The sequence below is a fragment of the Gordonia zhaorongruii genome, from assembly GCF_007559005.1.
Taxonomy (GTDB): domain Bacteria; phylum Actinomycetota; class Actinomycetes; order Mycobacteriales; family Mycobacteriaceae; genus Gordonia; species Gordonia zhaorongruii.
The window spans coordinates 1,877,669-1,898,589 of record NZ_CP041763.1; the positions used below are offsets into that span (position 1 = coordinate 1,877,669).

24 protein-coding genes and 1 pseudogene are annotated in these 20,921 nt (G+C 68.9%); 1 reads left to right on the plus strand and 24 read right to left on the minus strand.

Translation table 11 applies throughout. The annotated features are described in order from the left end of the window. Nucleotides 1–6 precede the first annotated feature (6 nt). From trpA to nadA, 18 genes are all read right to left on the minus strand, one after another. On the minus strand, nucleotides 7–819 hold the full coding sequence (trpA, locus tag FO044_RS08665; RefSeq protein ID WP_235831279.1) for a tryptophan synthase subunit alpha: 813 nt from the start codon (nucleotides 817–819) through the stop codon (nucleotides 7–9). Continuing rightward, nucleotides 816–2,168: a tryptophan synthase subunit beta gene (trpB, locus tag FO044_RS08670; RefSeq protein WP_143965490.1), complete on the minus strand. Its 1,353-nt coding sequence runs from the start codon at nucleotides 2,166–2,168 to the stop codon at nucleotides 816–818. Before trpB ends, trpA begins: the two co-directional genes overlap by 4 nt. 48 nt (nucleotides 2,169–2,216) lie before the next feature. Further along, complete coding sequence (trpC, locus tag FO044_RS08675; RefSeq protein ID WP_132991502.1) at nucleotides 2,217–3,035, minus strand: indole-3-glycerol phosphate synthase TrpC; 819 nt, start codon at nucleotides 3,033–3,035, stop codon at nucleotides 2,217–2,219. A 118-nt stretch (nucleotides 3,036–3,153) separates the two neighbouring features. Beyond that, nucleotides 3,154–3,621 carry an SRPBCC family protein gene (locus FO044_RS08680; protein ID WP_132991503.1) on the minus strand — a complete coding sequence of 156 codons (468 nt, stop codon included), beginning with the start codon at nucleotides 3,619–3,621 and terminating at the stop codon, nucleotides 3,154–3,156. A gap of 59 nt (nucleotides 3,622–3,680) precedes the next feature. Further along, nucleotides 3,681–4,379: a TIGR02234 family membrane protein gene (locus FO044_RS08685; RefSeq protein WP_132991504.1), complete on the minus strand. Its 699-nt coding sequence runs from the start codon at nucleotides 4,377–4,379 to the stop codon at nucleotides 3,681–3,683. Beyond that, the gene (locus tag FO044_RS08690) at nucleotides 4,376–5,899 is read right to left on the minus strand and encodes an anthranilate synthase component I (RefSeq protein WP_143965491.1); all 1,524 of its coding nucleotides are present in this window, start codon (nucleotides 5,897–5,899) and stop codon (nucleotides 4,376–4,378) included. Before FO044_RS08690 ends, FO044_RS08685 begins: the two co-directional genes overlap by 4 nt. Continuing rightward, nucleotides 5,896–6,075 carry a tautomerase family protein gene (locus FO044_RS08695; protein ID WP_132991506.1) on the minus strand — a complete coding sequence of 60 codons (180 nt, stop codon included), beginning with the start codon at nucleotides 6,073–6,075 and terminating at the stop codon, nucleotides 5,896–5,898. The genes FO044_RS08690 and FO044_RS08695 overlap by 4 nt, the downstream gene beginning before the upstream one ends. 1 nt (nucleotide 6,076) lies before the next feature. Beyond that, on the minus strand, nucleotides 6,077–6,451 hold the full coding sequence (gene hisI, locus FO044_RS08700) for a phosphoribosyl-AMP cyclohydrolase (RefSeq protein WP_132991507.1): 375 nt from the start codon (nucleotides 6,449–6,451) through the stop codon (nucleotides 6,077–6,079). 59 nt (nucleotides 6,452–6,510) lie between these two features. After that, nucleotides 6,511–7,290, minus strand: a complete 780-nt coding sequence (hisF, locus tag FO044_RS08705; protein WP_132991508.1) for an imidazole glycerol phosphate synthase subunit HisF — start codon at nucleotides 7,288–7,290, stop codon at nucleotides 6,511–6,513. After that, nucleotides 7,287–8,126: an inositol monophosphatase family protein gene (locus tag FO044_RS08710; RefSeq protein WP_132993257.1), complete on the minus strand. Its 840-nt coding sequence runs from the start codon at nucleotides 8,124–8,126 to the stop codon at nucleotides 7,287–7,289. Before FO044_RS08710 ends, hisF begins: the two co-directional genes overlap by 4 nt. 5 nt (nucleotides 8,127–8,131) lie before the next feature. Beyond that, the gene (gene priA, locus FO044_RS08715) at nucleotides 8,132–8,878 is read right to left on the minus strand and encodes a bifunctional 1-(5-phosphoribosyl)-5-((5-phosphoribosylamino)methylideneamino)imidazole-4-carboxamide isomerase/phosphoribosylanthranilate isomerase PriA (RefSeq protein ID WP_132991509.1); all 747 of its coding nucleotides are present in this window, start codon (nucleotides 8,876–8,878) and stop codon (nucleotides 8,132–8,134) included. Nucleotides 8,879–8,883: 5 nt separating this feature from the next. Beyond that, complete coding sequence (locus FO044_RS08720; RefSeq protein WP_132991510.1) at nucleotides 8,884–9,168, minus strand: hypothetical protein; 285 nt, start codon at nucleotides 9,166–9,168, stop codon at nucleotides 8,884–8,886. Continuing rightward, the gene (gene hisH / locus FO044_RS08725; protein WP_143965492.1) at nucleotides 9,165–9,803 is read right to left on the minus strand and encodes an imidazole glycerol phosphate synthase subunit HisH; all 639 of its coding nucleotides are present in this window, start codon (nucleotides 9,801–9,803) and stop codon (nucleotides 9,165–9,167) included. The genes FO044_RS08720 and hisH overlap by 4 nt, the downstream gene beginning before the upstream one ends. Beyond that, nucleotides 9,800–10,438 (minus strand): imidazoleglycerol-phosphate dehydratase HisB, encoded by a 639-nt coding sequence (gene hisB, locus FO044_RS08730; RefSeq protein ID WP_132991512.1) that lies wholly within the window; start codon nucleotides 10,436–10,438, stop codon nucleotides 9,800–9,802. The genes hisH and hisB overlap by 4 nt, the downstream gene beginning before the upstream one ends. Nucleotides 10,439–10,440: 2 nt before the next feature. Further along, a complete protein-coding gene (locus FO044_RS08735) occupies nucleotides 10,441–11,559 on the minus strand; it encodes a histidinol-phosphate transaminase (RefSeq protein ID WP_132991513.1) in 1,119 nt (372 codons plus the stop codon). Then, nucleotides 11,556–12,872: a histidinol dehydrogenase gene (hisD, locus tag FO044_RS08740; protein ID WP_132991514.1), complete on the minus strand. Its 1,317-nt coding sequence runs from the start codon at nucleotides 12,870–12,872 to the stop codon at nucleotides 11,556–11,558. Before hisD ends, FO044_RS08735 begins: the two co-directional genes overlap by 4 nt. A gap of 91 nt (nucleotides 12,873–12,963) precedes the next feature. Continuing rightward, nucleotides 12,964–13,851 carry a carboxylating nicotinate-nucleotide diphosphorylase gene (gene nadC, locus FO044_RS08745; RefSeq protein ID WP_132991515.1) on the minus strand — a complete coding sequence of 296 codons (888 nt, stop codon included), beginning with the start codon at nucleotides 13,849–13,851 and terminating at the stop codon, nucleotides 12,964–12,966. Next, the gene (gene nadA, locus FO044_RS08750; protein WP_235831428.1) at nucleotides 13,848–14,858 is read right to left on the minus strand and encodes a quinolinate synthase NadA; all 1,011 of its coding nucleotides are present in this window, start codon (nucleotides 14,856–14,858) and stop codon (nucleotides 13,848–13,850) included. The genes nadC and nadA overlap by 4 nt, the downstream gene beginning before the upstream one ends. A gap of 204 nt (nucleotides 14,859–15,062) precedes the next feature. Between nadA and FO044_RS08755 the strand changes: the two genes are divergently transcribed. Continuing rightward, nucleotides 15,063–15,752 carry an NUDIX hydrolase gene (locus FO044_RS08755; RefSeq protein WP_132991517.1) on the plus strand — a complete coding sequence of 230 codons (690 nt, stop codon included), beginning with the start codon at nucleotides 15,063–15,065 and terminating at the stop codon, nucleotides 15,750–15,752. Between the two features lie 63 nt (nucleotides 15,753–15,815). On the opposite strand, the pseudogene FO044_RS15150 reads toward FO044_RS08755, so the two are convergent. The 6 genes and pseudogenes from FO044_RS15150 to FO044_RS08785 form a co-directional block, all read right to left on the minus strand. Continuing rightward, nucleotides 15,816–16,304, minus strand: a pseudogene (locus FO044_RS15150) (DUF2567 domain-containing protein); the annotation flags it as partial. After that, nucleotides 16,301–16,543 carry a biotin synthase auxiliary protein BsaP gene (bsaP, locus tag FO044_RS08765; RefSeq protein ID WP_132991519.1) on the minus strand — a complete coding sequence of 81 codons (243 nt, stop codon included), beginning with the start codon at nucleotides 16,541–16,543 and terminating at the stop codon, nucleotides 16,301–16,303. The pseudogene FO044_RS15150 and the gene bsaP, both read right to left, overlap by 4 nt. Before the next feature lie 57 nt (nucleotides 16,544–16,600). Continuing rightward, a complete protein-coding gene (gene bioB, locus FO044_RS08770) occupies nucleotides 16,601–17,653 on the minus strand; it encodes a biotin synthase BioB (RefSeq protein WP_132991520.1) in 1,053 nt (350 codons plus the stop codon). 10 nt (nucleotides 17,654–17,663) lie between these two features. Continuing rightward, nucleotides 17,664–18,401 (minus strand): dethiobiotin synthase, encoded by a 738-nt coding sequence (gene bioD, locus FO044_RS08775; RefSeq protein ID WP_132991521.1) that lies wholly within the window; start codon nucleotides 18,399–18,401, stop codon nucleotides 17,664–17,666. Next, entirely contained in the window at nucleotides 18,398–19,540 is a 1,143-nt protein-coding gene (locus FO044_RS08780) for an 8-amino-7-oxononanoate synthase (RefSeq protein WP_132991522.1), read from the minus strand. The genes bioD and FO044_RS08780 overlap by 4 nt, the downstream gene beginning before the upstream one ends. After that, nucleotides 19,537–20,892, minus strand: a complete 1,356-nt coding sequence (locus FO044_RS08785; protein WP_132991523.1) for an adenosylmethionine--8-amino-7-oxononanoate transaminase — start codon at nucleotides 20,890–20,892, stop codon at nucleotides 19,537–19,539. The genes FO044_RS08780 and FO044_RS08785 overlap by 4 nt, the downstream gene beginning before the upstream one ends. Nucleotides 20,893–20,921 lie beyond the last annotated feature (29 nt).

Here is a 20,921-nt window from a genome sequence, read left to right on the forward strand (position 1 = left end):
CACTACTCACCCGCGCGAACGGCGCACTCCCTGAGCGAGTTCGCCGACCAGGGAGGCCACTGCTGCCTGACCGTCGTCGACGGCGGAGACGATCGCCGATCCGACGATCACCCCGTCCGCGTACGCGCCGATCTCGGCGGCTTGATCGCCGCTTCGCACGCCCAGTCCCACACCGATCGGAATGTCGGAGTACTCGCGGACCCGGGAGCACAGCTCCGGCGCCGCGTTCGAGACCGTCGCCCGCGCACCGGTCACGCCCATGGTCGAGGTCGCGTAGACGAACCCGCGGCACGCGTCGACGGTCATCGCGATCCGCTCCGGCGACGACGACGGGGCCACGAGGTAGATCCGGTCGAGGTCGTGGGCGTCAGAGGCGTCGTGCCACTGCGCGCCCTCTTCGGGGATCAGGTTCGGGGTGATGACACCGACTCCGCCGGCCGACGCGAGGTCCCGGGCGAACGCGTCCACTCCGTACTTGAGGATGAGGTTCCAGTAGCTCATGACCACGGGCGCCGCCCCTGCCGAGGCGACTGCTTCGGCTGCGGCGAACACGTCGCGTACCCGCGAACCGTTCTCGAGCGCGTGCACCGCGGCCTTCGCGATCGTCGGACCATCCATCACCGGGTCGGAGTACGGGATGCCGAGCTCGACGATGTCGCAGCCGGCCGACACCATGGTCTGCACCGTCTCGATCGAGGTCTCGACGTCCGGATAGCCGACCGGGAAGTAGCCGATGAGTGCGCTGCGGTCCTCGGCGCGGCTCGCGGCGAATGTCTGACCCAGGCGCGAGGCGGGCGCGGTGTGCTGCGCGGTAGTCACTTGTCGTCCCCTGCGGTCGTAGCTGACGCCTTCTCGGCGAGCATGGCGGCGTACTCGGTCTCCGATGGCGGTCGCCCGCCCAGTCCGAACCATTCCATCGCGGTGTCCATGTCCTTGTCGCCGCGACCGGACAGGTTCACCACGATGACCGCACCCTCACCGAGTTCCCGTCCCAGCTTGAGCGCACCGGCGACGGCGTGCGCCGATTCGACCGCCGGAATGATGCCCTCCAGGCGGGACAGCGCCGACAGCGCGTCCATCGCCTCCGTGTCGGTGATCGGCAGGTACTCGGCACGCCCGATCTCGCGCAGATGCGCGTGTTCGGGACCCACACCCGGGTAGTCCAGGCCCGCGGAGATCGAATGCGACTCGATGGTCTGACCGTCCTCGTCCTGCAGCAGGTAGGAGTAGGCGCCTTGGAACGCTCCGGGCGTTCCCCCGGTGAACGTCGCGGCGTGCCGCCCGGTGTCGACGCCGTCGCCCGCAGCTTCGTAGCCGACGAGGCGGACCCCGTCGTCGTCGATGAACGGGTGGAAGATGCCGATGGCGTTCGAGCCGCCGCCGACGCACGCCGTGACGGCATCGGGCAGCGCACCGGTCTTGTCCAGGATCTGCCGACGGGACTCCATGCCGATGATCCGCTGGAAATCGCGTACCAGCATGGGGAACGGGTGCGGTCCGGCCGCGGTGCCGAAGCAGTAGTAGGTGTCGTCCGCGTTGGTCACCCAGTCGCGGAGTGCTTCGTTGATCGCATCCTTCAGGGTCGCCGATCCGGATTCGACCGCGACGACCGTCGCACCGAGCAGTTGCATCCGCGCGACGTTCAGCGACTGCCGCTCGGTGTCGACGCGCCCCATGTAGATGAGGCAGTCGAGGCCGAGGAGCGCACACGCGGTCGCGGTGGCGACGCCGTGCTGGCCCGCACCGGTCTCGGCGATGACGCGTGTCTTGCCCATCCGCTGGGCGAGCAGTGCCTGGCCGAGCACGTTGTTGATCTTGTGCGAGCCGGTGTGGTTCAGGTCCTCGCGTTTGAGGAACAGGCGTGCGCCGCCTGCAGCCTCGCTCATGCGGGTCGCCTCGTACAGGGGCGACGGGCGACCCGCGTAGTCGCGCTGCAGCCGGTCGAGTTCGTCCAGGAATCCCTGATCGGCACGCAGCTTCTCGTAAGTCGCGGTGACCTCCTCGATCACCGCCATCAGGGCCTCGGGGACGTGCCTGCCGCCGAAGAGACCCCAGTGCCCCGTCTCGTCCGGACCGATCGGCGCGATGTTCGCGACGCCGTCGCTGGCCTTCGGGAAGTCCGCTGCCGGAGGGACGGGCGAATGGTCTGGGGAGCTTCGATCGGTCACGATTCCAGTATCCTCATCGAGTTCGGCCGACGGCAAACCGATTCCGGGTCAGCGCGACGGTTTGGGGCACGACGGGTGTGAGCCTGCGGTCACCAGATCGGCGACGGCCGCCCGCGGATCGCCCGACGTCACGAGCCCCTCGCCGACCAGAACCGCATCGGCTCCGGCTCCGGCGTACGCGAGCAGATCGGCGGTGCCTCGGACGCCGGACTCGGCGACGCGCACCACATTCGACGGCAGGCCCGGCGCGATGCTCGAGAAGGTGTCTCGATCCACTTCGAGGGTCTTGAGGTTGCGGGCGTTCACCCCGACGACGGTTGCACCCGCTTCGAGTGCGCGGTCCGCTTCCTCTGCCGTGTGCACCTCGACGAGCGCCGTCATACCGAGCGACTCGACCCGATCGATGAGCGAGGTCAGCACCGACTGTTCGAGTGCGGCGACGATGAGGAGTACCACGTCGGCACCGTGCGCCCGAGCCTCGTGGATCTGATACGGACCGACGACGAAGTCCTTGCGGAGGATCGGGATGTCGACGACGGCGCGCACTGCGTCCAGATCGGCGAGTGATCCCTTGAACCGGCGCTCCTCGGTGAGCACGCTGATGACGCGGGCTCCCCCGGCCTCGTAGGCCTGCGCCAGTTCGGCGGGGTCGACGATGTTGGAGAGCTGCCCCTTGGACGGGCTCGACCTCTTGACCTCCGCGATCACCCCGATGTCCGACTGGCGAAGAGCTGCGGTGGCGTCGCGCGGTTCGGGAGCCTTCTTCACGAGTTCCTTGACCGCAGCCAGGTCGAGAACGGCTTCGCGCGCAGCGAGGTCAGCTTTGACGCCGTCGATGATCGAATCAAGCACTGACTGGCTACTCACTGGACGCCCCTTTCTCGCGCGGTACGTCCAGACTAGGCAAGGCCTCCCCGCATCGGCAGTTCGGGGTGGACGTAAGAGCAGGGCGAGTGGTCCGTGATCGACTCGGTTCCGGACCGACTCAGTCGGTGGCGGCTTCGGCCGCCAGCGTGGCCAGCGTGTTCTCGAGCTGCTCTTCGGTGACGAGCGGGAACTTGAGCTTCTCGAGGAGCCCCTTGTCCGTGACCTTCGACCAGTCGTAGGTGTGCCGGACCAGCGTGCTGTCCGGCCCCTGCGACTCGAGTTCCCAGACCCACTCCCAGCCGGGAGGCTCGACACCTGCGGGTGCGGTCTGCCAGGCGAGGAGCTTGTCCGCGGCGTATCCCGTCACATGGTTGTCGGTCTGGTACTCCCCGCCCATGTGGGGACCCTCCATGTTCATGGTGAACACTTCGCCGACCTGCTGGATCCGGTCGGCGTGGTCGACACTGCGGACGAATCCGGACCCGTCCAGCTTCCGGTGACGCTCCGGGTTGCTCAGCACGTCGAAGACGTCGGCTACCGGGGCTTCGATGACTCGCTCGACTGTGACACTCGTTCGATCGCTCATGACTCCACCGTGCCGAAAGCCACGCCGCCTGACAACCCCGCCTGCTGACCCCGGCTGCGTCAGTCCCGATCTGCGGTGGGATCGACGCCGTTGTCGAGCGAGTCCCACATGAGACGTTCGTTTCCGTCGGCGTCGACGTCTTCACCGCGAGCGGCGCGTTCGCGTTCCGCGAAGACCTTCTTCTCGAGTTCTTCGCGCCGGGCCGCAGGCGAGGTGTACTTCGACGACATCCCACCGGCCGATGCACCGCGCATCATGAGGACGGCCGCGACGGCGGCGCACACTGCGCCGGCGATCAGGATGTACGAGGGAGCGGTGTACGTGAGGATCGCCGAGATGTCGTACTTCGGATCCAGATCGATGGCCTCGGCGGCGAAGATGTTGTTCTCGCCGTTGCTGATCAGCGAGATAGGGGGAACCAGCGACAGAACGGCGGCCACTGCCAGGACGAGGGCTACGAGCCGCAGCATCCATCCGCGAACGGCGATCTGCGCGACGATCCCCGCCACGAAGAGCAGCGCCACCGCGACGAGCCACGGGCTCCAGTCCGAGCCGAGCACGTCGAAGCTGCGCGGGGTACCGAGGCCGTCCTCCGCGACCACCTCCGCCCACCGCATGCGGGACGACGCCCACAACGCGATAGCGGCGAGCACCAGCAGGATGCCCGCCAGCGCCTGCCTGCGTCTGCCCGCCGATTGCCGGGGTGCGGCCGACTCCGGCTGGTCCCCGCGGGGTGATCTCTCGTCTGCGTCGGTCATGCCAGGTCCTCTCCGCTGACTCGGGTCACGGTGCCTGCCGCCGCGACCGCATTGAGCACTGCGGTCGCCTTGTTGCGTGCCTCGTTGAACTCGTACTCGGCGTCACTGTCGGCGACCACACCGCCACCGGCCTGAACGTACGCCTTGCCGCCCGACAGCAGCGCGGTGCGGATGGCGATCGCGGTGTCCGCGTCGCCTGCGAAGTCGAGGTATCCGACGATCCCGCCGTACGTGCCGCGCCGGGTCAGTTCATGCTGTTCGATGATCTCCATGGCCCGCACCTTGGGCGCACCGGAGAGCGTGCCCGCCGGGAAGCACGCGGTGACGGCGTCGAGCGCGTGCTTGTCGTCACGGAGCTGACCGGACACCGTCGACACCAGGTGCATCACGTGGCTGTATCGCTCCACGCGACGGTAGTCGGTGACTTCCACCGTGCCCGGCTCGCAGACGCGCCCCAGGTCGTTGCGGCCCAGATCCACGAGCATCAGATGCTCGGAGTTCTCCTTCTCGTCCTCCAGCAGCCCCTTGGCGAGGAGTTGGTCCTCGGACTCGGTCTCGCCGCGCCAACGGGTGCCCGCGATGGGGTGGGTCGTCGCCGTGCCGTCTGCGACGGTCACGAGTGCCTCCGGCGACGATCCGACGACCTGGAACGGCTCGCGGCCCACTCCGGGGATGCGGAACAGGTACATGTACGGACTCGGATTGGATGCGCGCAGCACCCGGTACACGTCGAGCGGGTCGGCATCGGTGTCGATCTCGAATCGCTGGGACGGCACCACCTGGAACGCCTCGCCCGCCTCGATCGCCTCGACCACGTCGCCGACGATCTCTCGGTACTCGTCCAGCGTGCGCTGCGAGGTGTACTGGGGCGCCGGCCGGTCGAACGTCGACACCGTCGACGCGGCCGGAGCGGCCAGCGCCTCGGTCATCTCGTCGAGCCGGCGTACTGCGTCGTCGTAGGCCTCGTCCACACGCTCATCGGAACCGTCCCAGTTGACCGCGTTGGCGATCAGCGTGATGGCGCCCTCGTGGTGATCGAAGGCCGCGAGCTCTGTCACCAGCAACCAGAACATGTCCGGCAGCCCGAGATCGTCGACGGTCGACGACGGCAACCGCTCCAGCCGGCGGACGAAGTCGTACGCCATGAATCCGACGAACCCGCCGGTGAGCGGCGGCAGACCGTCGAACGCCTCGGTCTCCAGCAACCGCAGGGATTCGGCCAGCGCCGCCAACGGGTCCCCGCCCGCGGGAGCACCGGCGGGGACTGCTCCCCACCACCGCGCGGCGTCGTCGACCACGGTGAGCGCGGACGAGCCGGAGCCGATGAACGACCACCGCGACCACGACTGGCCGTTGGGCGCGGATTCGAGCAGGAAGGTGCCGTCCCTATCGCCCGCGAGCTTCCGGTACACCGACAGCGGCGTCTCGGAGTCGGCGAGGACCTTGCGCGTCACCGGAACCACCCGGTGCTCGGCCGCCAGGGTCCGGAATTCGTCGAGCGACGTCGTGTGCATGCTCATCCGAGCGGTTCCCCGCCGACGCCCCACTGACTGCGGGGCACTTCGGTGATCGTCACCCACACCGAGTCGGGATTCTTGCCCGTCGCCTTCGCGTAGGCCTCCGTCACGGAGGCGATCGTCTCGCGCTTCACGACATCCGACAGACCGGCGGTCTGCGAGATCTGGATCAACGGCATGTCAGCGTCCTTCGTCGTCGGTGCGGTCGGCCGCATCGGTGAATTCGAGCGGCGGGGTGTCGAAACAGCTGTGATTCCCGGTGTGGCAGGCTGCCCCCTCCTGGTCGACGGTGAGCAGCAGAGTGTCGCCGTCACAGTCGATGCGGACATCGTGGACGTACTGCGTGTGACCGCTGGTCTCGCCCTTCACCCAGTACTGTTCGCGGGACCTCGAGTAGTACGTGGCCTTCCGGGTGGCGAGCGTGCGCTCGAGCGCCTCGTCGTCCATCCACGCCATCATCAGCACGATGCCGGTCGCGCGTTCCTGCGCGATGGCCGCGAACAGGCCATCGTCACCGCGCTTGAGCTGTGCCGCGAGCTCTGCGGGCAGTGCCATTCTGGCTCCTTCTCCGATGGGGATTCGAGTGTGCGAGACCGTCCGGGACGTCCGTGCGGTCAGCGGACGGTGATGCCATCGTCGCGCATCGCGGTCTTCACCTCGCCGATGCTCAGCTCGCCGAAGTGAAAGACCGATGCGGCGAGGACGGCGTCCGCGCCCGCCTGGACCGCGGGCGCGAAGTGCTCGCTCGCGCCGGCGCCGCCCGACGCGATCACCGGGATCGTCACCGCGCCGCGCACGGCACGGATCATCGCCAGGTCGAATCCGTCCTTGGTCCCGTCCGCGTCCATCGAGTTCAGGAGGATCTCCCCGACCCCGAGCTCCTGACCGCGTCGCGCCCATTCCACGGCGTCGATCCCGGTGCCGCGGCGACCGCCGTGCGTGGTGACCTCCCAGCCCGACGGCGTCGGGCCGTGCTCCGAATCGTCCGGTACGGTCCGCGCGTCCACCGACAGCACGATGCACTGCGAACCGAACCGGCGGCTCATCTCGCCGAGCACCTCCGGACGTGCGATCGCGGCCGTGTTCACACTGACCTTGTCAGCGCCCGCACGCAGCATCATGTCCACGTCGTCCGGAGTGCGGATCCCCCCGCCGACGGTGAGCGGGATGAAGATCTGGTCGGCGGTGCGGCGCACGACGTCGATCATCGTCGCGCGACCCGAGCTCGACGCCGTCACGTCCAGGAAGGTCAGCTCGTCGGCCCCCTCGGCGTCGTACCGTGCCGCGAGTTCCACCGGGTCGCCTGCGTCCCGCAGGTTCGCGAAGTTGACGCCCTTGACCACGCGGCCGCCGTCCACGTCCAGGCACGGGATGACACGTACTGCCAGACTCACTGATCCACCTCGTCGTTCTCGTTCTCTCCCGCCAAGCCGGTTTCGGCGATGACGGACATCAGTTCGCCGTGCAGGCGGTCACCGCCCGACACCAGCGAGCGCGACCCGACCCGCCACGGATCACCGTGCACGTCGGTCGCCGCCCCACCCGCAGCTCGCACCAGAGCCGCACCGGCGGCGTTGTCCCACGCATGTGCACTGAACGAGACGGCACCCCCGAAGATTCCCGCGGCGACGTAGGCCAGGTCGGTCCCCGTGGATCCGGTCATGCGCAGTCTGCTCGCCCGGTAGCTGAGGGCGCGGTACAGGTCGGCACGGGCGGCGCCGCGGTACCGGCCACCGGCACGCGCGTTGAAGGCGCCGCAGCCGATCACCGCAGACGACAGCGGGGCTTCTCCCAGCTGCGCCCCCGGTTGTCCGTTCACCCGGAAATCGCCGCCGACGATGCCGTCGAAACGCTGGTTCAGCAATGGCAGCCGGGTGATGCCGATGACGGGTTCCCCGTCGACCGCCAACGCCAGCAGCATCGCGGCCAACGGGAACCCCGTCGAGTAGTTGTAGGTCCCGTCGATCGGGTCGAGGATCCAGACCGGACCGTGATCGGCGGCCGGTCCCCCGTACTCCTCACCGTGCACCGGGTACCCGGTCAGATCCTCCAGTTCGGAGCCGATGCGGCGCTCCAGGGACAAGTCGACGTCGGTGGCGAAGTCGTCGCCCTTCTTCGCGACCGAACTGCGCGCCCCGAGACCGTCGACGAACATCGGCGTCGCCGAGTCGAGCACCCCCTGTGCCACCGCCAGCAGGCGCTGCGGGTCGAAGTCGGGCGGAACGGTCACTGTGCTCACGTGCTCGACGACACCGCGGTCAGCGCCTCGGGAAGGGTGAAGCGCCCGGCGTACAGGGCTTTGCCGATGATGGCGCCCTCGACGCCGAGATCGGTGAGCTCGGCGATCGCGACCAGATCGGCGACCGTGGACACGCCACCGGATGCCACCACTGGTGCATCGGTGGCACGGGCGACCTCAGCGAGAAGATCCAGATTCGGTCCGGTCAGCGTTCCGTCCTTGCTGACATCGGTGACCACATAGCGTGCGCACCCGTCGGTGTCGAGACGTTCGAGCGTCTCCCACAGGTCGCCGCCGTCGGTGACCCATCCGCGGCCCCGCACGCGCCACGTCCCGTTCTCGCGCAGCACGTCGAGACCGACGGCGATCCGCTCGCCGTGCTCGGCGATCGCACGTGCGCACCACTCGGGATTCTCGATGGCGGCGGTCCCCAGGTTCACCCGGGTGGCACCCGTCGCCAGCGCGGCCGCGAGCGACGCGTCGTCGCGGATGCCACCGGACAGCTCCACCTTGATGTTCAGCTCGGAGGCCACCTCGGCGAGCAGCGCGCGATTGTCGCCGCGGCCGAACGCAGCATCCAGGTCCACCAGATGCACCCACTGCGCGCCGTCGGCCTGCCAGGTCTGTGCGGCGTCGCGCGGCGAGCCGTACGACGTCTCGGAGCCCGCCTCGCCCTTCACCAGACGGACGGCCTGGCCGTCGACCACGTCGACGGCCGGCAGAAGTTCCAGGGTCGTGCCCATGTCGTTCAGTGCCCTGCTTCCTCGTCGTGCTTTCGCGCTATCTCTTCTTTGCGCCGGTCGATCTCGTCCTGCACCCCGCGCAGCATGCGCCGCGACACGTATCCGATCACGGCCACCATCAGGAGCACTGCGACGAACGCCACGACCAACGCGGCCGTCGGATGGTCGCGAGCGATCACCATGATGATCGGCACCGCTACGACCAGCACGCCGACTCCGGCGGCCAGCGCCGTCGCGACCAGTCTGCCGAACGAGAAATCGTCGAACGCCGGACGCTTCTTTGCCGTCACTTCAGACTCCCGATCCAGTTGCTCAGTAGTTGTGCGCCCACGTCCCCGGACTTCTCCGGGTGGAACTGGGTGGCCCACAGCGGGCCGTTCTCCACCGCTGCCACGAACGGTCCCCCGTGGTCAGCCCACGTCACTCGGGGCGCCGCGATCGACGAGCCATCCGAATCGAGGTCCCATGACTGCACCCCGTAGGTGTGGACGAAGTAGAAGCGGGCATCGTCGTCGACTCCCGCGAACAGCTGCGAATCGGCTGGCGCGCGCACCGTGTTCCATCCCATGTGCGGCAGCACCTCTGCCTGCAATCGGGTGACCGATCCGGGCCACTCGTCGCAGCCCTCGGTGTCGACATCGAACTCGACGCCCCGGGAGAACAGGATCTGCATGCCGACGCAGATGCCGAGCACCGGTCTGCCGCCGGCGAGCCGACGCCCGATGATGCGGTCCCCGCGTACCGCGCGCAGGCCTTCCATGCAGGCCGAGAACGCACCGACACCCGGGACGAGGAGCCCCTCGGCGTTCAGCGCGGTGTCGAAGTCGGAGGTGATATCGACTTCTGCACCCGCGCGCTCGAGTGCCCGCTGCGCCGACCGCAGATTGCCCGACCCGTAGTCGAGAAGCACCACCTGCTCGGTCACAGAGAGCCCTTCGTGGACGGCACTCCGTGCACCCGCGGGTCCGGTTCGACGGCCTGGCGCAGCGCGCGTGCCACCGCCTTGAACTCGGCTTCGGTGATGTGGTGCTGGTCGCGTCCGTAGAGGACCCGAACGTGCAGCGCGATGCGCGCGTTGAGAGCGATCGACTCGAACACGTGCCGGTTGATGATCGTCGAATACGAGACGACGGGCTTGTCGCCACCCGAGTAACCGCCGATCGTCGCCGTCAGCAGGTGCTCCGGTTCGCCGGTGTGCACGCAGTACGGCCGGCCCGACACATCGACGATCGCCTGGGCGAGCGTCTCGTCCATCGGGATCCAGGCGTCGCCGAACCGGCGGATCCCCCGCTTGTCGCCGAGCGCCTCACCGATCGCCTGCCCGAGCACGATCGAGGTGTCCTCGACCGTGTGGTGCGCCTCGATCTCGATGTCGCCCTTGGCATGCACCGTCAGGTCGAAGCTGCCGTGCGCGCCGAAGGCGGTCAGCATGTGATCGAAGAACGGGACACCGGTGTCGATGTCGGTCACGCCGGTGCCGTCGAGATCGATCTCGACGACGATCGACGATTCGCGGGTCGCACGCTCGACGCGTGCGGTGCGGCTCTGCGATGTGGTCACGCTCACTGCTTTCGGTCGGTGTCGGCCAGCGTCGCGCTGACCGACAAGAAGACGTCGTTCTCGTCGGGTAGTCCAATCGTCGCACGCAACCGCCCGGCGATGCCGACGTCCCGGATGAGAACACCGGCATCGAGGTATCGCTGCCAGGTGGCCTGCGCGTCCGCGAAGTCGCCGAACAGGATGAAATTGGCGTCGGAGTGAGTGACGTCGAACCCCATTCCGGTCAGCGCGGCCACCACCCGCTCGCGTTCGGCCACGATCGACGCGACCCCGGCGAGGGTCTCGGCGCTGTGCCGCAATGCCGCTCGCGCCGATGCCTGAGTGAGCACCGACAGGTGATACGGCAGACGCACCAGCAGCAGGGCCTCGATCACCGCCGGTGCCGCGGCGAGATAGCCCAGCCGCCCGCCGGCGAAGGCGAATGCCTTGCTCATGGTCCGCGACACGATGAGCTTGGTCCCGAACTCCTCGATCAGGGTCGCCGCGCTCGTCTGCGAGGAGAACTCGCCGTACGCCTCGTCCACGATGACGATCCCGGGAGCGGCCTCGACGATTCGTCGCAGATCGTCGATCGCGACGCTCGCGCCGGTCGGATTGTTGGGCGAGGTCACGAACACCACATCGGGGCGGTGCTCGGAGATCGCTGCGATCGCCGCATCCGGATCGAGGCTGAAGTCGCCTGCGCGCTGTGCCGGGACCCAGCGGGTCTGGGTGCCGTCGGAGATGATGGGGTGCATCGAGTACGACGGCACGAAGCCCATCGCCGACCGTCCCGGTCCACCGAACGCCTGCAGGATCTGCTGCAGTATCTCGTTCGAACCGTTCGCCGCCCACACGTTCTCGACGGTCAGGCGGACGCCGGTCGCGCCGCTCAGATAGCCGGCGAGGTCGGTGCGCAGGTCCACCGCGTCGCGGTCCGGGTACCGATGCAGTTCCTCTGCTGCCGACCCGACCGCCTTCGCGACGTCGTCGACCAGCGCCCGGCTCGGCGGATGGGGGTTCTCGTTGGTGTTCAGCGCCACTGGCACCTGGATCTGCGGTGCCCCGTAAGCCGACTTGCCGCGCAGTGAGTCACGCAGCGGGAGGTCGGCCAGGCGGACTGCCGCGCCGGGCACGCTCACCGGACGAACCTGGCGGTCACGGCCTCGCCGTGCGCGGGCAGGTCCTCGGCGTTCGCCAGCGCCACCACGTGCCCGGCGACGTCGGCGAGCGCGTCCCGGTCGTAGTCGATGACGTGGACGCCCCGCAGGAACGTCTGCACCGACAGCCCCGAGGCGTATTTCGCCGATCCCGTCGTGGGCAGGACGTGATTGGATCCCGCGCAGTAGTCGCCGAGGCTGACCGGCGCGTACGGACCGACGAAGATCGCACCAGCGCTCGTCACCCGATCGGCGACGGCCGCCGCGTCCCGCGTCTGGATCTCCAGATGCTCGGCGGCATACGCGTCGACCACCGCGATCCCCGCTTCCAGATCGTCCACCAGGACGATGCCCGACTGTCTGCCTGCGAGCGCCTCATGCACCCGCTCGGTGTGCTTGGTCCCGGTTGCGGCTTTCCCGACTGCAGCATCGACGGCGTCGGCGAACGCCTCGCTGTCGGTGACGAGAACCGACGCCGCGAGAACGTCGTGCTCGGCCTGACTGACCATGTCGGACGCGACGATCGCCGGATCGGCCGAATCGTCGGCGAGAATCGCGATCTCGGTCGGTCCGGCCTCCGAGTCGATGCCGACCACGCCGCGCACAAGGCGCTTCGCCGCGGTCACGAAGATGTTGCCCGGCCCCGTGATCAGATCCACCGGATCGAGCACCTGGCCGGTGGTGTCCTCGCCGCCGTACGCCAGCAGCGCGATGCCCTGAGCACCGCCGACCGCCCACACCTCGTCCACTCCGAGAAGCGAGCACGCGGCGAGGATCGTCGGGTGCGGCCAGCCGCCGAAATCGGCCTGTGCGGGAGAGGCCACGACGAGCGAAGCGACGCCCGCTTCCTGCGCGGGAACCACGTTCATCACGACACTCGACGGATACACGGCGTTCCCGCCCGGCACGTAGAGCCCGACCCGGCGCACGGGGATCCACTTCTCGGCGACGGTCCCGCCCGGCACCACCTGGGTGACCGACGTCTGACGTCGCTGATCGGCGTGCACCAGACGGGCCCGGCGGATCGACTCCTCGAGAGCCGCGGTCACCTCCGGATCGAGCTGTTCACGCGCCTTCGCGATCGCCTCGGCCGGTACCCGCACGGACGCGGGCCGGACCTTGTCGAACTTCTCCGTGTAGTCGAGCGCGGCATCGGATCCATGCTCGGCGACCGCTTCGACGACGGGTGTGATGCTGGGCAGCACGGCGTTGACGTCGGTTCCGCCACGCGGCAACGCGCGACGCAGCTGACTCAGCGTCGGGACACTGCCGCGCAGGTCGGTTCGGGCAAGCATGGGGGTCTCCACTCCGATCAGAAAAGATTGGCCTCCACCAGGATATGCGGTGCCCGCAAACCGATTGCGGTGCGGTGGTGCCCGAGGAGCCTCACATATCCAGACCGAAATCGAGCACGGCGACCGAGTGGGTCAGTGCCCCGACGGCGAGGTAGTCGACGCCGGTGCGGGCGTAGTCCAGTGCCGCATCGAGCGACAGGCCGCCCGAGGACTCCAACTTGGTGTCCGGCGACTGCGCATCGCGCCGCTGGACCGCCATCTGCGTCTCCCACGGCTCGAAGTTGTCGAGCAGCACCAGCTGCGGGGACAACGCGAGGACCTCGTCCAACTGGGCGAGCGAATCGACCTCGACCTCGACGGGCACGTCCGGTGCCGCGGCGCGCACGGCCTCCAGGGCCGCCCCGACACCGCCGGCGGCGACGACGTGGTTGTCCTTTATCAGCGCGGCGTCGCCGAGGCCCATTCGGTGATTGACGCCGCCGCCCGCGCGCACCGCGTACTTCTGCAGGGCCCGCAGTCCGGGCAGCGTCTTACGCGAATCGCGGATCTGCGCCTTCGTGCCGTCGACCGCTTCGACCCACAGGGCGGTGGCGGTCGCGATACCCGACAGATGACACAGCAGGTTGAGCGCCGTCCGCTCCGCGGTGAGCAGCGAGCGGGTCGGCGCGGTCACCGCGAGCGCGACGGTCCCCGGCTCGACGAGGGCACCGTCGGTCAGCTGCTCGGTGGCCGCGTAGTTCTGCGGGCCGATCACCTGGTCGAACACGGCGCGGACGATCGGCAGTCCGGCGACCACACCGTGCTGCCGGGACACCACCCGCGCCTGCGTCACCGCTTCCGCAGGCACCGTCGCCAGCGAGGTGATATCCGGTCCGTACTGCAGATCCTCGATGAGGGCGGTCCGGATCAGCGCCGCAACGTCCTCGTCCACGTCGAGCGCGAGGTCGCCTCCAGCTCGCTCCTGGCCGATGAAGGTCATTCGCCGCTGCCCGGATTGCCGATCGAGATCATCCGCTGAACCGACAGGCGTGCGCGCTCGGCGATGTCCGGTGCCACGTGCACCTCGTCCTTGCCTTCGGTGAGGCACCGCAGGAGGGCGGCCGGGGTGTTCATCTTCATGTACGGGCAGGCTGCGTTCTCGTTGACCGCCTGGAAGTCGACCTCGGGTGCGGCCTTGCGAAGCTGGTGCAGCATGCCGACCTCGGTCGCGACGAGGACCTGCGTGGACTGCGTGGCACGTGCGGCCTCGATCATCCCGCCGGTGGACAGGATCTGCACCTTGTCCTCGGGGACGACGCCCTCACCGGCCAGGTAGAGCGCGGATGTCGCACACCCGCACTCGGGGTGGATGAACAGGTCGGCGTCGGGGTGGCTGTCGGACTGCTCGGTCAGCTCCGCACCGTTGATGCCCGCGTGGACGTGGCACTCACCCGCCCAGATGTGAATGTTGTCGCGACCGGTCTCGCGCTTGACATGCGCCCCCAGGAACTGGTCCGGCAGGAACAGCACCTCACGGTCGGGGTCGATCGAGGACACCACATCGACGGCGTTGGAAGACGTGCAGCAGATGTCGGTGAGTCCCTTCACCTCTGCCGTGGTGTTCACGTACGACACCACGACGGCGTCGGGGTACTCAGCCTTCCATTCGCGCAGCTCGTCGGCGCTTATCGAGTCGGCGAGCGAGCAGCCTGCCCGCTCGTCCGGTATCAGGACGCGCTTCTCGGGGCTGAGGATCTTCGCGGTCTCCGCCATGAAGTGGACGCCGCAGAAGATGATCTCGTCGGCGTCGACCTCGGCTGCGATCCGCGACAGCGCAAGCGAGTCACCCACGTAGTCGGCCACATCCTGGATCGCGGGCAGCTGATAGTTGTGCGCCAGGATCTTCGCGTTGCGCTCCTTCGCGAGCCGTTTGATCTCGGCCGCCCATTGCTCAGTCGGCTCCACCCCGCCGTAGGCCGGCGGGATCCCGGTGCGCGGATCGGGCATGCCGAGGTCGGTCTCGGTCCGGGTGATCACGGTTCCAGTGGTCATGGCGACTCCCATCGCTGCGTCTCGGAGCCGGCTGCGCTCCGGGGAGTTTCCGTCCATCGGTCGAAAACGTGGCGCCATCGTAACATCGAGCTCCCGCTGCGCATTCCCGGCGACCCGCAGGTGCGTGGTTCCCCGGCTCTCACAGCCTAGAATCGACACATGCCGAAGTCCATGTGCGTCGAGGTGCTGACCGCGGTCTTCCAGGCGCGCGAGTGCGCCGAGGCCGGATCGGGCCTGTCCGTGCTCCTGACCCACGATCCCCGATCTCCTGCGGATCCGTGGGCGCTTCCCGGTGGTCAGGTCGGCGACCGTGACACCCTCGAGGCCGCCGCACAGCGGCATCTCGGCGAACAGGCCGAGCTGACCCGAATCGCCCATCTCGAACAGCTGTCATTCTTCTCCGAGCCGGATCGGGTGCCGGGCCGCCGAGCCGTCGCCTCGACCTTTCTCGGACTGGTCCCGCGCGACATACCCGCCGAACCCACCACCGGACACGCCGCGTGGCACGACGTCGCGAGCCTCCCGCCGCTCGCATTCGATCACGAGGACGTCGTCACGATGGCTCGGCAGCGCCTTGCGGCGAAACTCTCCTACACCAACATCGCGTTCGCGCTCGCGCCCGGACAGTTCTCGATGTCCGAGCTGTCGGACATCTACGGAGCCGGGCTCGGCTATCCGGTCGACTCGACCAACCTGCTACGGATCCTGTCGCGGCGCGGCGTCGTGGTATCCACCGGAACCGTCGGCCGCACCGGTCGCGCCGGCGGGCGCCCACCCAGTCTGTACGCCTTCGCCGACACCAGACTGCGGGTGACCGACGAATTCGCCACCCTGCGTCCACCCATGTGACCGCGCCTGGTGTGCTCCCGTATCCCGTTGTGCGGGAATGAGTTCGGGTGAGCGCGCCAGGAGTACGCAGATGAGGTACACCAGCACTGCGGTGAACGGCGCGCAGATCAACAACAGCCACGACGGTGTGTGATCGCCGGCGAACCAGAGCCGAACCGTGAGGTCGTAGGTCCCGGGTGAGGCCAGGTCGAGCGGCTCGCGCGTCATCGCCGCTATGCGGGTGCCGATGTCGATCGCCAGCCCCGACGCCGCGATGGCCGACCCGACCGCGAGGAGCAGCCCCGGCACACCGCGCATCCTCCGCAACCCGAACCACGAGCCGAGGGCCACCATCGCGCCGAGCGCGAAAGCGAGGAAAGCGAACGTGGCCAGGCCGCCGAACAGGTTCGCCGCGTGCCCTTCGGCGTACCGGACGTCCTCGGCGTTGACGACTATCGCGTGGACCGGCGGGGACAACGCGACCCACAGGGCACCGACCGCCACCGCCAGGGCGAGCACGCAGACGACGTACACCGCCGGTGCCGCCCAGGTCGCCCGCCCGCCCCTCGTCATCGGCGTTCGAGCTCGACCGAGTCGACGGTGCCGTGTCGCGAGCACCGTGCGTGCCACCCGTTCGGCCGGATCTGAACGACCATGCGGCGGCCGCACTGCCCGCAGAAGCGAGCTGGTTCCAGGCCGAGCAGCGCCGCCGCGGGCACTGCGTCCGGCGCCTCGACTTCGCACGCCGCACCGGTGTGAATCCCGAACTTCAGCGGTTCGGTCAGCGGACCTGCAGAACCCGTCGGAATCATGTGGTTCTCCTCTTCCACGTGGCGGACACCACGACGCTACACCGTGCCGCCGCCGCGTCAGATGGTGTCATTGAGAGCCTTGATCGGCATCGACAGGTCGTCCAGGAGGTCGAGGTCGTTCTCCGCCGGACGACCGAGCGTCGTCAGGTAGTTGCCGACGATCACTGCGTTGATCCCGCCGAGGATGCCCTGCTCGGCCCCCAGATCACCGAGGGTGATCTCCCGGCCTCCCGCGAAGCGCAGGATGGTGCGCGGAAGCGCGAGACGGAAGGCCGCCACCGACTTGAGCGCCTCGGCTGCAGGTAGCACCTCCAGGTCGCCGAACGGGGTTCCCGGGCGCGGGTTGAGGAAGTTGAGCGGCACCTCGTCCGGTTCGAGCGCGGCCAGATCGGCGGCGAACTCGGCACGTTGTTCGAGCGTCTCCCCCATCCCGAGGATGCCGCCGCAGCAGACCTCCATGCCCGCATCGCGGATCATCCGCAGCGTGCCCCACCTCTCCTCCCACGAGTGCGTGGTCACCACGTTCGGGAAGTGGCTGCGCGCCGTCTCCAGGTTGTGGTTGTAGCGGTGCACGCCCATGTCCTTGAGCTGATCGACCTGCTCCTGATCGAGCATGCCGAGACTGCATGCGATCTGGATGTCCACCTCGTTGCGGATGGCCTCGATCCCAGCGGCGACCTGGCTCATCAGTCGCTCGTCCGGTCCGCGAACCGCAGCGACGATGCAGAACTCGGTGGCTCCGGTCTTCGCGGTCTGCTTGGCCGCCTCGACGAGTGACGGAATATCGATCCAGGCGCTGCGAACCGGCGATGCGAACAGACCCGACTGGCTGCAGAAGTGGCAGTCCTCGGGGCATCCGCCGGTCTTCAGCGAGATGATGCCCTCTACCTCGACCTCGGGTCCGCACCAGCGCATGCGCACATCGTGCGCCAGCGCCAGGACATCGGTGAGCCGGTCATCGGACAACTCGAGCACCTGCAGGACCTGCTGCTGACTCAGGCCGATGCCCTGCTCGAGCACCTGTTCCCGCGCGACGGCGAGGATGTCTCCGACTGCCTGCGTCTGGTCGGCTGCATCGGTCTGGTCGGTGCGCTGCTGCGTACTGGTCACGATCTTCTCCTCAGTGATGGGCTGCATCATGTCTCTCGGTCTTCTCGGGTCGGCGACGTATCACGTCCGGTGCGAACCACACCGGTGCGGCCGCCTGGAAGTCGGCGGGCGGCATCGCCCCGGCTCCCGCGGGAACGGCACCGACTACCGGAACTCCGGTGAGCCGCTGCAGATCATCGCGGTTGCAGGTCATCGCCAGATCGGGCCGCTCGGGCCAGGTCCCGATGACGATTCCGGATGGAGCATGGCCGCGGCGGGCCAGTGCCTCGACGGTGAGCTCGGTGTGATTGAGCGTGCCGAGGCCCGGATCGGCGACGACGAGCGTCGACGGCGCGAAACCATCCGCGTCGAGGGCCGCGATCACATCGATGACCGTCAGGCCGGGCGCCAATCGGACCAGCACTCCGCCGGCTCCTTCGACGACGATCACGTCCGCGTCGGCGGCGAGCTCACGGACGGCTGCGCTCACCTGTCCGACCCGCAGCGCCGGCATGCCTGCACGCCGGGCGGCCACCTCGGGCGCGAGGGGTTCCGGATAGCGCACCGGTTCGCGCGTCGCGACCTCGCCGGCCAGCGCCTGCACGCAGGCGAGGTCGGCCGCCTCGCCCGGCGCCGCACCCGTTTGGGCCGCCTTGCAGACTCCGACGCGCAGCCCGGCCGCCCTGGCGACCGCCGCCAGGGCTGCGACGGCGATCGTCTTGCCGACGTCCGTCCCGGTACCGGTCACGACGATGACCTGCGGCGTCATCGGGAGTTCACCGGCTGACGGACGTGGGACAGCGCGTCCGCAACGATCCCGGCCACGGTGTCGAGGGTTCGGTCGTCGATGTCCGCACGGACGGTGAGCCGCAGTCGCGAGGTTCCCACGGGTACGGACGGCGGCCGGAAGCAGCCGACGAGAACGCCCCGCTCACGGCAGATCGCCGCGGCCGTCGTCGCGGCGACCGGATCGCCGACGATCAGCGACACAACCGCGGCCTCGGGACGCTCCGCACCGAGGGCGGCCGCGATGCGGCGTGCCGCCCGGCGGAGCCGGTTCGGCAGATCGGGTTCGTCGATCAGCACCTCCAGCGCGGCCGTGGCGGCGCCGACGGCCGCCGGGTTCAGCCCGGTGTCGAAGATGAACGTGCGCGCATGGTCGATGAGATGGTCCCGCAGGAGCGCGGTCCCCGCGACGACGCCGCCCTGTGCGGCAAGTGATTTGGAGCAGACGGCCGTCACGACGAGATCGTCGGCGCCGGACAGACCGCATTCCGCGACCAGCCCGGCACCACCGGGCCCGCGTACGCCGATGGCATGAGCCTCGTCCACGAGCAGGGTCGCGCCGTTGTCGTGTGCGGCACTGTACAACTCGCGTAACGGCGCCAGGCTCCCGTCGATGCTGTAGACCGAATCGGTGACGACGATCGCACGCTCCTCCGTCCGCGCGGCCAGTGCTCGCCGAACCGCGCCTGCATCGCCGCGCTCCACCACGACGACGCGAGCGCGGGACAGCCGGCAGCCGTCGATGAGCGACGCGTGTGCACCGGTGTCGCTCACGATCAGGTCACCGCGACCTGCCAGTGCGGTCACGGCCCCCACATTGGCGAGGTATCCGGACGAGAACAACAGGGCCGCTTGCGTTCCGACGAATCGCGCGAACGTCTCCTCGAAGTGAATGTGCGCAGCCGTGGTGCCGACGACGAGTCGCGACGACGTGGATCCGGCACCCCAGTCGTCGAGTGCGCGGTGCGCCTGCGCGAGCACCTCGGGGTGCCGCGACAGCCCGAGGTAGTCGTTCGACGCGAGATTGCATTCGGTGTCACCGGCCGCTCGGGCCACCGGCGACCGATGCAATCCGGCGGCGGCGGTGCGCTCGGCCACGTCGGCGAGCCACCCGGCGGTCACGCGCGCACCGCCGAGGTGGCGTCGAGACTCGCACGCACACCTGCCCCGATCCCCGCGGTCAGCGTGCGGAGTTCGTCGTCGGTGATGATGAAGGGCGGCATCGTGTACAGCAGGTGCCGGAACGGACGCAGCCACACTCCTGCGTCCAGCACCGCATCGGTCGCGGCGACCATGTCGACGTCCCGATCGAGTTCGACGACCCCGATCGCCCCGAGCGTGCGCACGTCGACTACCCCGTCGATACCGACGAGCGGCGCCAGGCCCGACTGGAGACCGGCGCGGATCTCCGGGATGCGGGTGCCCCAATCCGATGAGACGAGCAGGTCGATCGACGCGCAGGCGACGGCGCACGCGAGCGGATTCGCCATGAACGTCGGCCCGTGCGCCAGGCCCCCTGCCTCGCCGCGACTGATGGTCTGCGCGATCTCGTCTGTGGTGAGCGTCGCCGCGAGTGTCATGTACCCGCCGGTGAGGGCTTTGCCCACGCACATGATGTCGGGACTCACTCCCGCATGGTCGACTGCGAACATCGCACCGGTCCGGCCGAACCCGGTGGCGATCTCATCGCAGATCAGGAGCACGTCATGGGCGTCGCAGAGCTCGCGGAGCGCGGTGACCAGGCGCGGGTCGTGAAACCGCATGCCGCCCGCCCCCTGGACGACCGGTTCGACGATGACGGCGGCGAGCGCATCGCGGTCGCGGCCGAGCGCGTCGTCGAGGTCGGCGACGTACTGCGGATCCCAGTGAGCGGGCGGGGCGGGCACGAACACCTGCTCGGCGAGCACGCCGCGCCACATGGCGTGCATCCCGCCATCGGGGTCGCAGACGCTCATCGGCGCGAACGTGTCCCCGTGATAACCACCGCGCCAGGTGAGGATCTTGGTGCGGCCGGTCCGACCGCGACTCCGCTGGTACTGGACGGCCATCTTGACGGCCACCTCGACGGACACCGACCCCGAATCGGCGAAGAAGACCTTGTCGAGCGGCTCCGGCGTGAGCCCGACGAGCCGCTCGGCGAGCCGCGCCGCGGGCTCGTGAGTGAGGCCGCCGAACATGACATGCGACATCCTGCCCACCTGCGCGGTGACCGCCGCGTCGAGCACCGGGTGCCGGTAGCCGTGCACGGCCGCCCACCAGGAGCTCATTCCGTCGATGGCGGTGGTCCCGTCGGCGAAGGTCAGGTGGACGCCTGCGGCGGAGTCGACCACCCGAGGCACAGTGGTGGACGGGAAACCGCCGTACGGATGCCAGACGTGCTCGGCGTCGATCCGCTGGATCTCGTCATGATCGTTGGCATCGGGGACGCCGGAGGGGCCCCTCGTGCCCGGAGCGCCACTCGTATCGGGCCTCATCGCTCCTCCTCACCGGTGCCGCATCGCCG